The sequence below is a fragment of the Burkholderia pseudomultivorans genome, from assembly GCF_902499075.1.
Classification (GTDB): domain Bacteria; phylum Pseudomonadota; class Gammaproteobacteria; order Burkholderiales; family Burkholderiaceae; genus Burkholderia; species Burkholderia pseudomultivorans.
On record NZ_CABVPP010000032.1, the window covers coordinates 62,629 to 77,142 of the forward strand.

A 14,514-nucleotide genomic window follows, 5' to 3' on the forward strand; every position below is an offset into this window, starting at 1 on the left:
GCGACAGACGCTCGCGACCGACACAATCGGCGCGAACTGAACCACGGGAGCAGGCGATGAACGAACGCAGCGCGTCAGCGCTTACGCGGGGGCTTGGCGGGAGAAGCGCGACGGAATTCCTCGATCACGTCGGCAAATTCGGAGACGTCCTCGAACCGGCGATACACCGATGCGAAGCGGACATAGGCGATCGTATCGAGGCCGCGCAACTCGTTCATCACGAGTTCGCCGAGCTTCTCGCTACGCACTTCGCGCTCGCCGGTCGCGAGCAGTTGATATTCGATACGGGCGACCGCCGCGTCGATCGCGTCGGCAGCAACCGGCCGCTTGCGCAGCGCGAGTTGCATGCTGGCGACGATCTTGCGACGGTCGAATTCGGTGCGGCTGCCGTCCTTCTTCACGACGGCCGGCAGGTTCAACTCGACCCGCTCGTACGTCGTGAAGCGCTTGTCGCAAGCCGAGCAGCGACGGCGCCGGCGAATCGCGGCGCCATCCTCGGACACGCGGGAGTCAACGACCTGCGTGTCTTCGTGCCGGCAGAACGGGCAGCGCATCGTCGATCAGCGATAGACCGGGAAACGCTTGGTCAGCTCGGCGACCTGCGCACGCACGCGCTCGATCGTCGCGGCGTCTTCCGGATTGTCGAGCACGTCGGCGATCAGGTTGCCCACCTGCTCGGCTTCCGCCGGGCCGAAGCCGCGCGTCGTCATCGCCGGCGAACCCAGACGGATCCCGCTCGTCACGAACGGCTTTTCCGGATCGTTCGGGATCGCGTTCTTGTTCACCGTGATGTGCGCCGCACCCAGTGCCGCTTCCGCCGCCTTGCCGGTGATGTTCTTTGCGCGCAGGTCCACCAGCATCACGTGGCTTTCGGTGCGCCCCGACACGATCCGCAAGCCGCGCTTGACCAGCGTCTCGGCCAGCACGCGCGCGTTCTCGACCACCTTCTGCTGGTATGCCTTGAACTCCGGCGACAGCGCTTCCTTGAACGCCACCGCCTTCGCCGCGATCACGTGCATCAGCGGGCCGCCCTGGATGCCCGGGAAGATCGCCGAGTTGATCGGCTTCTCGTACTCGGCCTTCATCAGGATCACGCCGCCGCGCGGGCCGCGCAGGCTCTTGTGCGTCGTCGTCGTCACGAAGTCGGCGTGCGGCACCGGGTTCGGATACACGCCCGCGGCGATCAGGCCCGCGTAGTGCGCCATGTCGACCATCAGGTACGCGCCGACCGACTTCGCGATCTTCGCCAGACGCTCGAAATCGATCTTCAGCGCGAACGCCGACGCGCCCGCGACGATCAGCTTCGGCTTGTGCTCGTTGGCCAGCTTCTCGGCCGCGTCGTAGTCGATGTCCTCGTTCTCGTTCAGCCCGTAGCTGACGACGTTGAACCACTTGCCCGACATGTTCACCGGCGAGCCGTGCGTCAGGTGACCGCCGTGCGCGAGGCTCATGCCCATGATCGTGTCGCCCGGCTTGAGCATCGCGAAGAACACGCCCTGGTTCGCCTGCGAGCCGGAGTTCGGCTGCACGTTCGCGGCTTCCGCGCCGAACAGCTGCTTCACGCGGTCGATCGCGAGCTGCTCGACGACGTCGACGTATTCGCAGCCGCCGTAGTAGCGCTTGCCCGGATAACCTTCCGCGTACTTGTTCGTGAGTTGCGAGCCCTGGGCGGCCATCACGGCCGGGCTCGTGTAGTTTTCCGACGCGATCAGCTCGATGTGATCTTCCTGGCGGCGGTTTTCCTGTTCGATCGCGGCAAAGACTTCGGGATCGACGTTCGCAATGGTGCTTTGGGCTCTGTCAAACATACGGTTTCCGTTAAGTGTGTACAGGTTGACCGGGGTGGCCGAGTACAGGGCGCTGCTGGCGGGACCAGCTCGACGTGGCGGAAGAATCCGGGTGACGCGAGGCAGGACAGCCACCGGCGATGCACGCGACGGCGCACAACGGCTGCCCAGGCGAACGGCAAAAACGGCGCCCTGCGCTTCACGGTGGGATGCTCCACCTTGAACCCGAAGGGTTCTATCGCCAGTCACGCAGGGGTGATGAGCGCGTTAGTGTATTGGATGCGTCATGAATAGGCAACCGCGCGCCGGCGTCCCGCGCACAATCAGGGCCAGATTGCACATGCGCGCGCCGCATCGCTTCGGCGCCTTGCCGCGGTGCGGCAATCTCAGTAGGCTTGCGGGATACTACCCGCCATTTCATTACCGACCAGGAGCACCCATGATCGTGTTCGTCACAGGCGCGTCCGCCGGCTTCGGCGCCGCCATCGCCCGGGCTTTCGTCAAAGGCGGCCACCGCGTGGTCGCCACCGCCCGCCGCAAGGACCGCCTCGACGCGCTCGCCGCCGAACTCGGCGACGCACTGCTGCCGTTCGAACTCGACGTGCGCGACCGCGCCGCCGTGGAAGCCGTGCCGGCCGCCCTCCCCGCCGAATTCGCGGCGCTCGACGTGCTCGTCAACAACGCCGGCCTCGCGCTCGGCGTCGAGCCGGCGCACAAGGCCAGCCTCGACGAATGGCGCACGATGATCGACACGAACTGCGCGGGCCTCGTCACGGTCACGCATGCGCTGCTGCCCGGCATGGTCGAGCGCGGCCGCGGCCACATCTTCAATCTCGGTTCGGTGGCGGGGTCGTACCCGTACGCGGGCGGGAACGTCTACGGCGCGACCAAGGCTTTCGTCAGGCAATTCAGCCTGAACCTGCGCGCCGACCTGCTCGGCACGCCGCTGCGCGTCACCGACATCGAGCCGGGCCTGTGCGGCGGCACCGAATTCTCGAACGTTCGCTATCGCGGCGACGACGCGAAGGCCGCCAGCGTCTACACGAACGTGCAGCCGCTGATGCCCGAGGACATCGCCGACACGATCTACTGGATCGCGACGCGCCCGGCCCACGTCAACATCAATACGATCGAGCTGATGCCGATCGCGCAAGCGCCGGGCGGCCCGACCGTCCACCGCGGCTGAACGCGCCGCGGGCCCGGCCACAGGCCGGCCCGCGGTGTGCTACCGGATACTACATTCCGTTACGAATCGGTTACGAATCGGGTCATCCGGTTCCGGTAGAATGCGCGCCATGACTCAGCCTACCCGCTCCCCGGAAACGCCCGCCGGCTTTACCTGGCCGGTTCGCGTGTACTACGAGGATACCGATGCAGGCGGCATCGTCTTCTATGCCAACTACCTGAAGTTCTTCGAGCGTGCCCGCACCGAGTGGCTGCGCGCGTGCGGCATCGACCAGCGCCGGCTCGCCGACGACACGGGCGCGCTGTTCATCGTCCGCAGCACGTCGCTCGACTACCGCGCACCGGCGCGACTCGACGACATGCTGACGATCACGAGCCGGCCCGGACGCATCGGCCGCGCCTCGGTGGAATTCACGCAGGAAGCCTGGCGTGGCGACACGCTGCTCGTCGCCGGACAGATCCGTATCGGCTGCGTCGACCGGACCGGCATCCGGCCCGCGGCGATCCCGCCGGCCGTACTCGACGCGCTGCATCGCGGGCCCGTCCTCGACGCCGAACCGACTGCATTGTCAACGAAGCTCGCATGAGCCCCGTTTAGACTGAGCCTATGAACTTGCCTTCCTGAATCGATACTAAGCAAGGCTCGATGTCAGGCGCGGCAGGCGCATCCCGGCCTGCCCGTCGGCTGGCGCGTTACACCGCACGCATACCGGGCGCCCATGGGCGCCCCGAAGGGACGTTACTCAAACCTCTATGAACACTTCTCAAGACCTGTCGATCATTTCCCTCGTCCTCAACGCGAGCGTGCTGGCCCAGGCCGTGATGGGGCTGCTGCTGCTGCTGTCGCTGATGTCGTGGACCTTCATCTTCCGCAAGTGGTTTGCGATCCGCCGCGCACGCGCCCAGACCGAACGCTTCGAGAAGGACTTCTGGTCGGGCGGCGACCTGCAGGCGCTGTACCAGAGCGCGGCCAACAACCGCCACACGATCGGCGCGCTCGAACGGATCTTCGAATCGGGGATGCGCGAATTCCTGAAGGCGAAGGAAAAGCGCCTCAGCGATCCGGGCCTCGTGCTCGATGGCGCACGCCGCGCGATGCGCGCGTCGTTCCAGCGCGAGATGGACGTGCTCGAGGCGAACCTCGCGTTCCTCGCGTCGGTCGGTTCGGTCAGCCCGTACATCGGTCTGTTCGGCACCGTGTGGGGGATCATGAACTCGTTCCGCGGCCTCGCGAACGTGCAGCAGGCCACGCTCGCGAACGTCGCGCCGGGCATCGCCGAAGCGCTCGTCGCCACCGCGATCGGCCTGTTCGCCGCAATTCCGGCCGTGGTCGCCTACAACCGCTACGCGCACGACATCGATCGCCTCGCGATCCGCTTCGAGACCTTCATCGAGGAGTTCTCGAACATCCTGCAGCGTCAGGCCCAGTAAGGAGCGCGTCATGGCAGGCACTCCCATCCGATCCAGCATGCGCGGCGGCCGCTCGCGCCGCGCGATGGCCGACATCAACGTCGTGCCGTACATCGACGTGATGCTGGTGCTGCTCGTGATCTTCATGGTCACGGCACCGCTCGTCGCCCCGTCGATCATCAACCTGCCGACCGTCGGCAATGCCGCGCCCCAGGAGCAGACGCCGCCCGTCGTCGTCAACATCAAGGCCGACCGCACGATGAGCGTCAAGTACAAGGGCGACTCCGGCGCGACGCAGGAAGACACGATGACCAAGGCCGAGCTCGACAGCTTCATCTCGGCCCGGCAGGCCGATCATCCCGACCAGCCGGTCGTGATCGCGGCCGACAAGACCGTGCAGTACGATGCAGTCATGACCGTGATGTCGGATCTGAAGGCGCGCGGCGTCAAGCGCGTCGGCCTCCTCGTCAAATCGCAATGAACCGGCAGCAATCCACGCGCAGCAACGCCTACCCGCCTCAGCCGCCTCGCGAGCGCGGCACCTGGCGCGCGTTCGCGCTCGCCGCGCTGATGCACGTGCTGCTCGCGCTGTTCCTCTATCACGGCGTGCAGTGGCAGAACAGCACGCCGGCCGGCGCCGAAGCCGAACTGTGGACCGAGGTGCCCGACGTTGCCACGCCGCGACCGGTCGTCGCGCCGACGCCGCCCGCCCGGGTCGCGCCGCCCGCTCCCCCGGTCCGGGACGAGCAGGCGGACATCGCGCTGCAGCAGAAGAAACGGCAGCAGGAAGCGGCCGCGCGCGAAGCGCTGCTCGAGCAGCAGCGCCGCGCGCAGCAGCTGAAGGCCCAGCAGCAAGAGGAAGCCCGGCGCGCTCAGCTCGCGGCCCAGCAGGCCGCCGCGCTCGCCGCGCAGAAGGCGTCCGAACGCGAGAAGCAGAAGCAGGCCGAGAAGCTCAGGCAGCAGCAACTGGCCGAGCAGCAAAAACTCGAACAGCAGAAGCTCGAACAACAGAAGCTCCAGCAACAGAAGCAGGCCCAGCTCGAAGCGCAGCAGGCGGCGAAGGCCAAGGCCGACGCGGCCGCGAAAGCCAAGGCGGAAGCCGCGGCGAAGGCGAAGGCCGAAGCGACCGCCCGCGCGAAGGCCGATGCGGCGTCGAAGGCGAAGCTCGACCGCGAACGCAACGCACGTCTCGCGCAGATGCAGGGCCTGGCCGGCGCCGGCGAAGGCGGCGGCGAGGGTCTCGCGCGAAGCGGCACGGGCTCGGGTGCCGGCGGCAACGCCGCATCGCCCGGCTATCCGGACAAGGTGCGCCGTCGCGTGAAGCCGAATATCGTGTGGGGCGGTGAACGCGCCGGCCTGACGACCGTCGTCGCGATCCGCTGCACGCCGTCGGGCGACGTGCTGAGCGTGTCGATCCGCCGTTCGAGCGGAAATTCGGGGTGGGATCAGGCCGTGGTCAATGCGATCCAGGCCTCGGTCCCGTTGCCGCCCGATTCTAACGGTCGTACCCCACCGGACATTACGATTACCTTCAAGGCGGCGGAGTGAACGGAAATGCGCTTACACTCCGGCCGTCGCTGTCCGACAGGAACGCATTCGGGAACGAATCGGGTATTTTTACTGTCTCTGCGGTTGCGCAGCGATCCATGTCATACGGGAAGCAAGAAGCATGAGTTTGATGACGAAGCTAGGTTTCAGGGCACTCGTGGCCTCCTGCCTGATTACGGCGGGCAGCGCCGCTAACGCCCAGGTCAACGTGCTGATCACCGGCGTCGGTTCGACCCAGTTCCCCATTGCCACCGCGAACTTCGCGAACGAGGCGGGCCTGCCGCAGCAGGTCACGTCGATCGTCCGCGCCGATCTGGCTCGCAGCGGCAAATTCACCAACATCGACGCGGGCAGCACGCCGGTGCCCGAAACCGCCTCGGTCGACCTCGGCGCGTGGAAGGCCAAGGGCGCGAACGCGTTCGTCGCGGGCAGCGTGAACCGCGAGGGGAACGGCCAGTACAAGGTCAACTTCATCCTGTACGACACCGTGAAGCAGCAAAGCCTCGGCGGCCTGTCGCTGACGGCGAACGACAGCACGCTGCGCACGGCCGGCCACAAGATCGCCGACTACATCTACCAGAAGCTGCTCGGCGTGCGCGGCGTGTTCGCGACGCGCCTGTCGTACGTGATCAAGAGCGGCAACCGCTACCAGCTGCAGATTTCCGACTCGGACGGCCAGAACGCGCGCATCGCACTGTCGAGCACCGAGCCGATCATCTCGCCGTCGTGGTCGCCGAGCGGCACGAAGGTCGCGTATGTATCGTTCGAGCGCAAGAAGCCGATCGTCTACATCCACGACCTGCCGACGGGCCACCGCTACATCGTGTCCGACCAGAAGGGCAACAACAGCGCGCCGGCATGGTCGCCGGACGGCAACACGCTCGCGGTCGCGCTGTCGCTGACGGGCAACACGCAGATCTACACGGTCAATTCGACGGGCGGCGGCCTGCGCCGCCTGACGCAGAGCAGCTCGATCGACACCGAGCCGTACTACTCGCCGGACGGCCGCTGGATCTACTTCACGAGCGATCGCGGCGGCGCGCCGCAGATCTACCGGATGCCCGCGCAGGGCGAAAGCGCAGGCGCGGCGCAGCGCGTGACATTCACCGGCAGCTACAACACGAGCCCGCGCGTGAGCCCGGACGGCAAGCTGCTCGCTTACATCTCCCGCACGGGCGGGGGCTTCAAGCTGTACGTTCAGGATTTGCAAACCGGCGCGGCGAACGCCATCACGAATACCAATCGCGACGAATCGCCGAGCTTCGCGGCAAATGGCCAGTACATTCTGTACGCCACCCAGTCGGGTGGTCGCAACGTTCTGGCAGCAGTGCCCTCCGACGGCAGCGCGCCGCCGCAAATCCTGTCCGTCCAGGGCGGCTCGGTTCGTGAGCCGTCGTGGGGGCCCTTCATGCAATGACCACAAGGAGAGTAACCATGATGTCGAACAAAGCTCGTCTGGCCCTGGCCGTGATGATGATCAGCGCGCTCGCCGCGTGTAAGTCGGGTGTGAAGCTCGACGACAAGGCGAACAACGCAGGTGCGGTCAGCACGCAGCCGAGCGCGGACAATGTCGCGCAAGTGAACGTCGATCCGCTGAACGATCCGAACAGCCCGCTCGCGAAGCGCAGCATCTACTTCGACTTCGACAGCTATTCGGTGAAGGACGAGTACCAGCCGCTGCTGCAGCAACACGCGCAGTACCTGAAGAGCCACCCGCAGCGCCACGTGCTGATCCAGGGCAACACCGACGAACGCGGCACGAGCGAGTACAACCTCGCGCTGGGCCAGAAGCGTGCGGAAGCGGTCCGTCGCGCGATGTCGCTGCTCGGCGTGAACGATTCGCAGATGGAAGCGGTGAGCCTCGGCAAGGAAAAGCCGCAGGCAACGGGTCACGACGAAGCGTCGTGGGCGCAGAACCGCCGCGCCGATCTCGTCTATCAACAGTAAGTAACGGAAGAATCGCCGTATGACGCACCGTGTATCCTGGCTGCGCGTAGCCGCAGCATTCTGCGTCGTCGGCGCGGCGTGGTCGGCCGCGCCGGCGCACGCCGGCATGTTCGACGACAACGAGGCGCGCCGCGCCGTGCTCGATCTGCGCAGCAAGAGCGACAACCTGTCCAGCCAGTTGTCGGCCGCCCAGCGTACGATCCTCGATCAATCCGCCCGCCTCGACCAGCTGAACCAGCAGGTCGCGACGCTGCGCGGCGAGAACGAGGATCTGACGAACCGGCTGACGACGCTCGAGCGGCAGCAGAAGGAGTACTACCAGGATCTCGACACGCGGCTCAAGAAGTTCGAGCCGCAGCAGGCGACGATCGACGGCGTCGAAGGCACCGTGCAGCCGGGTGAAACGGATGCGCTCAGCGCGGCACAGCAGCAGTTCCGCAACGGCAACTTCAAGGCGGCTGCGGCGTCGTTCCGCAGCTTCATCGCGAAGTATCCGCAGAGCCCGTACCAGCCGACCGCGCAGTACTGGCTCGGCAATGCGCAATACGCGCTGCGCGACTACCGCGGCTCGACGGCGACGTGGCAAGGGATCGTGAGCAAGTTCCCGCAGCATCCGCGCGCGGCCGACGCACTCGTGGCGATCGGCACGAACCAGCTCGAACAAGGCCAGAAAGCGGCCGCGAAGAAGACGTTCGAGCAGGTCGTTTCCCAGTACGCGGGATCGAACGCGGCGCAGACGGCACAGGGCAAGCTCGAGACCATCAAGTAATTGACCGTGACGGGTTGTTGACAGCCCAGCAATCCGTCGCTATAATTTTTTGCTCTTTGGGTCGTTAGCTCAGTTGGTAGAGCAGCGGACTTTTAATCCGTTGGTCACAGGTTCAAGTCCTGTACGGCCTACCAAAGATTCAAGGGCCTGGCAGCAATGCCGGGCCCTTTTTATTTGCCGCAAGAAAACTGCGTTGCGACTTCGCGGCCATCCCACGCACGGTGCACGTCGACGCCGGTCGAGACATCGTGACGATGCCTGGATCGCACTCCTTCCCCTGCCCCGTCACGATTCCACGCCCGCGCCCGGTCATCTTCCGCAAGCCTGTACGAAGCGAAGAAAGGGGCGGCGGGTCTTCAGCATCCCCGCGGCCATCGTCGCGAAACGGGTGGGTTTGTCTGCACCCGCTGCGCGTGCCGTCACTCCTGAACGGGCGGCGCGGAATCGATATCGATCGCGCGCGGCTTCGCGCCTTGCAGGTCGCGCGTGTTCTTCTGCACGGTCACGGCGCCGAACAGCGCGAGCACGAACGACATCGCATAAAAACCCTTCTCGCTCAGTTGCAGCGTCGCATTGAACAGGCCGACGACCAGCAGCGCGATCGCCAGCAGCAGCGCGACCCAGCTCAGTCCGTAGTAGATGCCCGTGACGGGAATGCCTTCCGCGCGGTCGCGCACGCTCTTCTGCAGCGAGATTGCCGCATACAGCCCGAACGCCAGTACGGTGAAGTAGTAGCCCTTCTCGTTGAGCTGCATGCCGGCATTCCAGAGGCCGATCAGGAATGCGGCGAAACCGGCGATCAGCGCGGCCCACGACGCGGCGACGAAAGCGAACGACGGTTGCTGGATGGTGGTTTGGTTCATTGCTTTGCCCTCTCTTTTTTGTCTGTATCTCGTCCCGGCCGGAACGAGTTTCGCGCATGGTAGCAGCTTTAACGCGCTGCAAGACGAATCGGTGCGCGAACACACGCCGATGCATTCCCCTCTCCCATACAAACCGACCCTACTTTCTAATTTCCTGTGTTCTAATGCGATTCGCGCCGAGCACGGTTCACCCGGCCAATTGATAAAACCGATTCATGGCCTGGCACGGGAAGCGCGACCCGCGAGGAAAGGTGTGCGCACCACGAACAATAGAAAATAAATTGGGGATTCTGTTATCTCGGCAATGAACCGCCGATAACAGCTGCGACGTTATGAAAAATCACGAACAACAACGCGTACGGGGAGAATCGGGGCGCCCGAATCGGGCAATACGGCGTGTAGCGTCCCGACATCATCAGCAAGGCTCGCTCGCCATAACCGGCGCAATTGTGCTGTCGGTGGTCGTGATCCTGCTTCTCGGCACGATCTATCTCGGCATGGCCTATTCGCAGCGACGCCAGCTCCAGGCCGCGGCCGACATGGCCGCCCTTTCGGCCGTCCAGCAAATCAACTCGGATCCGACCTGCACCGGCGTTGCACTAACCACCGCGAACGCGGTCGCCCAGGTGAACGGCTATGCGGCGACGAATCCCGCGCCGGTCGTCCAGTGTGGCTACTGGCAGCCTTCCGCCCAGCCCGGCGGCAGTTTCAGTCAATCCGTTCCGGCAGGCTCGCAGGCCAATGCCGTCTCGGTGACATTGAGTGCGCCGATTTCATATTTCGGCGGGATGGATACGGTCCACGCGACAGCCCGCAATCTCGTCCAGGACACATTCTCGCTAACGTCGACGTTGGCGACGCTGAACGGCGGCATTCTGAATCAATTGCTGAACGGATTGCTCGGCGGCATTTTCGGCGGACAAAAATTCAATCTGGCGCTCAAGCTCGGGGATTATCAGAATCTTGCCGCCGTAGGCCTCAATGTGCTGGATATCGCGGCAGCCATCAATGCCGGTTCGGTGAACGGCGCACTGAACACCGACGTGACGCTGGCCCAATTGATTCAGGCCGAGATTGCCGCAGCGACGAAAGAAGGCGTCGCAGACGTCAACCTCAACGTCCTGCGAGCCATTCTTGCAAAGATCAGCGTGAACGGCGGTCCGACACTGCAACTGGGAAACCTCCTCGGCCTGTCAACCGCCAATGGCTCGCAAGCGGTCGATGCGAGCATCAGCGCGCTGGGCTTGCTGACCACGGCCCTGGAAACAGCCTATGTCTCCGCGAATGGCGTGTCGATTGCCGACGGGACAAATTTCCTCAAGGTTCCTTTGGGAATCCACATTCCGTCGAACCCGCTGCTGACAGCCAACGTCTCGGCGTACATTCAGCTTATTCAACCGCCGACGATTGCAAGCGGGCCGCCCGGAAAGAACGCGTCGGGCCAGTACTACACCTTTGCGACTTCGGCGGTCGGGAAGGTCTTCCTGACCGTTCAGCTCGACGTGCTCGGTTTCGGCGGCGGCTCCGCGCTGCAGGTCAACCTGCCCATCTGGCTGTTTGTCGGCCCGAGTACCGCAGGTCTGGCCGCAGTGAACTGCACGGCGGCCAACCGCTCGGCCACGCTCGATGTCAGGCCGGGCATCCTCGGCCTGTATATCGGCGGATCGATGAGTTCGCCGCCGAACTTCAACGCAGGGACCGGAGCGGTCACCTCGGGCGGCGCATCCGCGCCGATCATTCAGGTATTGAATCTCATCCCGGGCCTGCCTGCGCTGCTGTCCGTCTCCGTCGGCGGATCGAACGGCTTGAGCGTGCCGCTGACGAGCCAGGCCCAGACGCTGCAGTTTTCCTATCCGATGTCGAGCAACGCGTCTTCGTGGACGCCGAACAGCAGCACCAGTCCGCCCTACAGCCAGACTGCTTCGACGAACCTGATCGGTTCGACGGGAAGCCTCTTACAGACAGTGCTGGCGCAGTTGTCGAACCCGAACAACCTCGACGTCTCGGTTGCGGGGCTGCATCTCACCGTGGTGTCGGAAATCGTCGCGGCGGTGTCGCCGATCCTGACGGGCATTCTCGCCCCCGTATTCGTCGTGCTGAATTCCGTCGTCACGCCGCTCCTGCAGCTGCTCGGGTTGCAGGTCGGCAGCGCGACGGTACAGAACTTCCCGCAGGCGATTACCTGCAGTCCGTCGCTGGTGCAGTAGTCCGGTCGCGAAGGTGCGCCGCTTCGGCAGGCACGTTTCCTCGAGCTCGGGCCGCGTCGATACGCGGCACGACGAATCGGCAGTCGCGCGTTACGACCCGCGCTGCGCGCGCCGCCAGCGCCCCGGCGTCGTGCCGAGCACGGCGCGAAACGCCTTGCCGAACGCGGCCTCGGACTGATAGCCGACCGCCTGGCCGATTTCCGCCTGGCCGCGCTGCGTGTCCTGCAACAATGCGCACGCATGCATCATGCGGATCTGCGCGACGAATGCGCCGACGCTCATGCCGGCCTTCTCGCGGAAATGCCGCGCATAGGTCGCACGCGACATCGCGGCAGCCGCGCCGAGCGACTCGACCGTCCACGGCTTCGCCGGCGCCTGCAGCACGGCCTGGACCGACGGGCCGAGCCGCGCGTCGGCCGCCAGCGCAAGCCAGCCGGACGGCATCCGCGCGTCGCGCCCGTACGCGCGCAACGCATACGCGAGCAGCGCCTGCCCGAGCGCATTCACGATCGCGCGAGCGCCCGGTTGCGCGCTCGACGCCTCGCCGCGCAGCACGCTCGTCAGCAGTTGCAGCGGCGCAAGCCCCGACACGTCGCTCAAGCCGACGTGCAGCAGCGGCGGCAGCGTGCGCATCAGCAGTCCACCCGCCCCGCTTGCATAGACGAAGCGTCCGCACAGCAGGTCCACGCTCGCGCGCTCGGGCTCCGCGAGATTCGACAGGACCGGCAGCACCGCGCCGCCGGCACTCGTCGGCTCGCGCAGCGGCGCGCGGGCCCGCGATCGAGCGGCGGCCGCGTCGAGCAGGTCATGCGCATCGCCGGCCGGCAGCAGCACGAAGTCGCCTTCGGCGAGCTGCAACACGCGCCCGTCCGCGGTACGCAGCCGGCAGCTTCCCGCCAGCAGCAGATGAAACGCCGCCTCGCCGGGCGGCAACGGCTCATGCGGCATCGCGAACGCACCGTCGAGCAGGCAGCGCAGGTCGAGTTCGACATGACTGCGGCCCAGCGACAGCAACTGGCTCAGGGCATCCATGAGACGATTGCGCTAAAAATTGACACTGTAGCGTATCGAAACCCTCAGCGCGAACGATCAGAATGGGTCCTGCATCGCCCGAGACCGCGGCCCCGGCCGCGCCCACTCTCTTCCTGAAAGGACCCATCATGCTGAACTGGAACGAATACCGGAAGGAACTCACGACCCGCATCGGTGAACTGTCGAAGCTGTCGCCCGATACGCTGGCAGGCTACAAGGCACTGTCCGGCGCCGGCGCAAAGACCGGGCATCTCGACGCGAAGACGCGCGAGCTGATCGCGCTCGCCGTGGCTGTCACGACGCGCTGCGACGGCTGTATCGCGGTGCACACGGCCGAAGCGGCCAAGCATGGCGCGACCCGCGAAGAAGTGGCGGAAGCGCTCGGCGTTGCGGTCGCGCTGAATGCGGGCGCGGCGCTCGTCTACTCGGCGCGTGTGATGGATGCGATGGGGGAATGACGATCGCCGCCGTCGCGTCGCCGACATCGACGCGACGCGACGGCGGCACGCCGAACTCGGCTACCATGCGCTACAGATTCATCGCGAAGGAGCGCGTCATGTGCCGCTGGCTCGCCTATACGGGCAATCCGATCCATCTCGAAACCGTGCTGTTCCGCGCGAAGCACTCGCTGATCGACCAGAGCCTGCATTCCGAACTCGGCGCGACGACCACCAACGGCGACGGCTTCGGGCTCGGCTGGTACGGGCACCCCGACGAACTGCCGTTTCGCTATCGCTCCGTACATCCGGCCTGGAACGACCGCAACCTGCGCGAAGCTGCGCGCGCGATTCGTTCTCGAATGTTCATCGCGCATATCCGCGCGGCGACCGACACGCCGGTGCAGGAAACCAACTGTCATCCGTTTCGCCACGGCCGCTGGCTGTTCGTGCACAACGGACTGATCCGCGACTTTCACAAGCTGCGCCGCGACCTGACGATGAAGGTCGATCCCGCGCTGTTCCCGACGCTCGAAGGCTCGACCGATTCCGAGCTGATGTTCCGCCTCGCCTTGACATACGGGCTCGAACAGGCGCCGCTGTCCGCGCTCGAGCGGATGGCCGGCGTCGTCGAGGAAACGGCCGCGCGGCATCGTGTGGCGCAACCGCTGAACATGACGATCTGCGCGACCGACGGCGAACGGATCATCGCGGTGCGCTATTCGAGCGAGCGGCAATCGCGCTCGCTGTTTCACAGCACGTCGTTCAAGCACCTGCACGAGTTGTATCCGCACAATCCGCGCATCGCCGAGGCCGGCGACGATGCGTTCATGGTGGTGTCAGAGCCGCTCGTCGATCTGCGCGGCGCGTGGGAGGAAATCCCGGAAAGCACGGCGATCGTCGCGCAGGGGGCGGATGTGCAGCAGCGGCCGTTTGGGCCGGGGCATAGGTGACGCGTCGAGGCGCTGCGGGTGCGGCCATACGCGCAAGGTCAGGTTCGCAATCGGCAACTGTCTCTGACGAAATCGAGCTCGCAAACGCGCGTGCGCTCCTCGGACACTAAACTTGACGTGATCCAGCGCTAGTGTCCCGTTCCATTGTTAACTGATCTATGTTCGCGTAGCATGTTGACGTCAACGGAACGGGAGACGTCAACATGGCGATGGGACGACCGAAGGCGGAACTGATGCTGAGCGAAGACGAGCGCGCACAACTGATGTCGATTGCGCGTTCTCGCTCGATTTCGGCCACGTTGGACCTATCCGTGATTTCGTGGGCGGGGCATATCATGAGGTGTAAAAGCCATGGATATGCCAATGAAGAAGAAAC

Annotated in this window: 15 protein-coding genes, 1 tRNA gene and 1 riboswitch; of the genes, 12 read left to right on the top strand and 4 right to left on the bottom strand. The window is 65.3% G+C overall.

Annotated elements, in window-relative coordinates; all coding sequences use genetic code 11:
• Positions 1-74: 74 nt before the first annotated feature.
• Positions 75-554, bottom strand: a complete 480-nt coding sequence (gene nrdR / locus BST28156_RS20610; RefSeq protein ID WP_006417067.1) for a transcriptional regulator NrdR — start codon at positions 552-554, stop codon at positions 75-77.
• 6 nt (positions 555-560) lie between these two features.
• The gene (gene glyA, locus BST28156_RS20615; RefSeq protein ID WP_040126719.1) at positions 561-1,808 is read right to left on the bottom strand and encodes a serine hydroxymethyltransferase; all 1,248 of its coding nucleotides are present in this window, start codon (positions 1,806-1,808) and stop codon (positions 561-563) included.
• Between the two features lie 137 nt (positions 1,809-1,945).
• A riboswitch (ZMP/ZTP riboswitch) is annotated at positions 1,946-2,046 on the bottom strand.
• Between the two features lie 180 nt (positions 2,047-2,226).
• On the opposite strand from glyA, the gene BST28156_RS20620 reads away from it, so the two are divergent.
• From BST28156_RS20620 to BST28156_RS20660, 9 genes are all read left to right on the top strand, one after another.
• Entirely contained in the window at positions 2,227-2,973 is a 747-nt protein-coding gene (locus tag BST28156_RS20620) for an SDR family NAD(P)-dependent oxidoreductase (protein ID WP_040126718.1), read from the top strand.
• A 100-nt stretch (positions 2,974-3,073) separates the two neighbouring features.
• The gene (ybgC, locus tag BST28156_RS20625; RefSeq protein ID WP_060245057.1) at positions 3,074-3,559 is read left to right on the top strand and encodes a tol-pal system-associated acyl-CoA thioesterase; all 486 of its coding nucleotides are present in this window, start codon (positions 3,074-3,076) and stop codon (positions 3,557-3,559) included.
• Positions 3,560-3,725: 166 nt separating this feature from the next.
• Positions 3,726-4,403, top strand: coding sequence for a protein TolQ (gene tolQ, locus BST28156_RS20630; RefSeq protein ID WP_006484959.1), 678 nt, complete (start codon positions 3,726-3,728; stop codon positions 4,401-4,403).
• 10 nt (positions 4,404-4,413) lie between these two features.
• Positions 4,414-4,863 (top strand): protein TolR, encoded by a 450-nt coding sequence (tolR, locus tag BST28156_RS20635; RefSeq protein WP_006401570.1) that lies wholly within the window; start codon positions 4,414-4,416, stop codon positions 4,861-4,863.
• Positions 4,860-5,930 carry a cell envelope integrity protein TolA gene (gene tolA / locus BST28156_RS20640; protein ID WP_174903247.1) on the top strand — a complete coding sequence of 357 codons (1,071 nt, stop codon included), beginning with the start codon at positions 4,860-4,862 and terminating at the stop codon, positions 5,928-5,930. Before tolR ends, tolA begins: the two co-directional genes overlap by 4 nt.
• A gap of 121 nt (positions 5,931-6,051) precedes the next feature.
• Positions 6,052-7,347, top strand: a complete 1,296-nt coding sequence (gene tolB, locus BST28156_RS20645) for a Tol-Pal system beta propeller repeat protein TolB (RefSeq protein ID WP_174903248.1) — start codon at positions 6,052-6,054, stop codon at positions 7,345-7,347.
• A 17-nt stretch (positions 7,348-7,364) separates the two neighbouring features.
• Positions 7,365-7,877 carry a peptidoglycan-associated lipoprotein Pal gene (pal, locus tag BST28156_RS20650; protein ID WP_040126715.1) on the top strand — a complete coding sequence of 171 codons (513 nt, stop codon included), beginning with the start codon at positions 7,365-7,367 and terminating at the stop codon, positions 7,875-7,877.
• Between the two features lie 19 nt (positions 7,878-7,896).
• Positions 7,897-8,646 carry a tol-pal system protein YbgF gene (gene ybgF, locus BST28156_RS20655; RefSeq protein ID WP_060245054.1) on the top strand — a complete coding sequence of 250 codons (750 nt, stop codon included), beginning with the start codon at positions 7,897-7,899 and terminating at the stop codon, positions 8,644-8,646.
• Between the two features lie 58 nt (positions 8,647-8,704).
• Positions 8,705-8,780, top strand: a tRNA-Lys gene (locus BST28156_RS20660).
• Positions 8,781-9,065: 285 nt separating this feature from the next.
• On the opposite strand, the gene yiaA is transcribed toward BST28156_RS20660, so the two are convergent.
• Positions 9,066-9,509 (bottom strand): inner membrane protein YiaA, encoded by a 444-nt coding sequence (gene yiaA / locus BST28156_RS20665; protein ID WP_174903249.1) that lies wholly within the window; start codon positions 9,507-9,509, stop codon positions 9,066-9,068.
• Positions 9,510-9,841: 332 nt separating this feature from the next.
• Here yiaA and BST28156_RS20670 point away from each other — a divergent pair, with 332 nt between their 5' ends.
• Positions 9,842-11,716 (top strand): pilus assembly protein TadG-related protein, encoded by a 1,875-nt coding sequence (locus BST28156_RS20670; protein WP_174903250.1) that lies wholly within the window; start codon positions 9,842-9,844, stop codon positions 11,714-11,716.
• Positions 11,717-11,806: 90 nt separating this feature from the next.
• Here the strand turns inward: BST28156_RS20670 and BST28156_RS20675 are convergent, their stop codons facing one another.
• On the bottom strand, positions 11,807-12,748 hold the full coding sequence (locus BST28156_RS20675; RefSeq protein ID WP_174903251.1) for a cupin domain-containing protein: 942 nt from the start codon (positions 12,746-12,748) through the stop codon (positions 11,807-11,809).
• A gap of 128 nt (positions 12,749-12,876) precedes the next feature.
• On the opposite strand from BST28156_RS20675, the gene BST28156_RS20680 reads away from it, so the two are divergent.
• On the top strand, positions 12,877-13,206 hold the full coding sequence (locus BST28156_RS20680) for a carboxymuconolactone decarboxylase family protein (RefSeq protein WP_060245052.1): 330 nt from the start codon (positions 12,877-12,879) through the stop codon (positions 13,204-13,206).
• 98 nt (positions 13,207-13,304) lie between these two features.
• A complete protein-coding gene (locus BST28156_RS20685) occupies positions 13,305-14,138 on the top strand; it encodes a class II glutamine amidotransferase (RefSeq protein ID WP_174903253.1) in 834 nt (277 codons plus the stop codon).
• Positions 14,139-14,514: the final 376 nt, after the last annotated feature.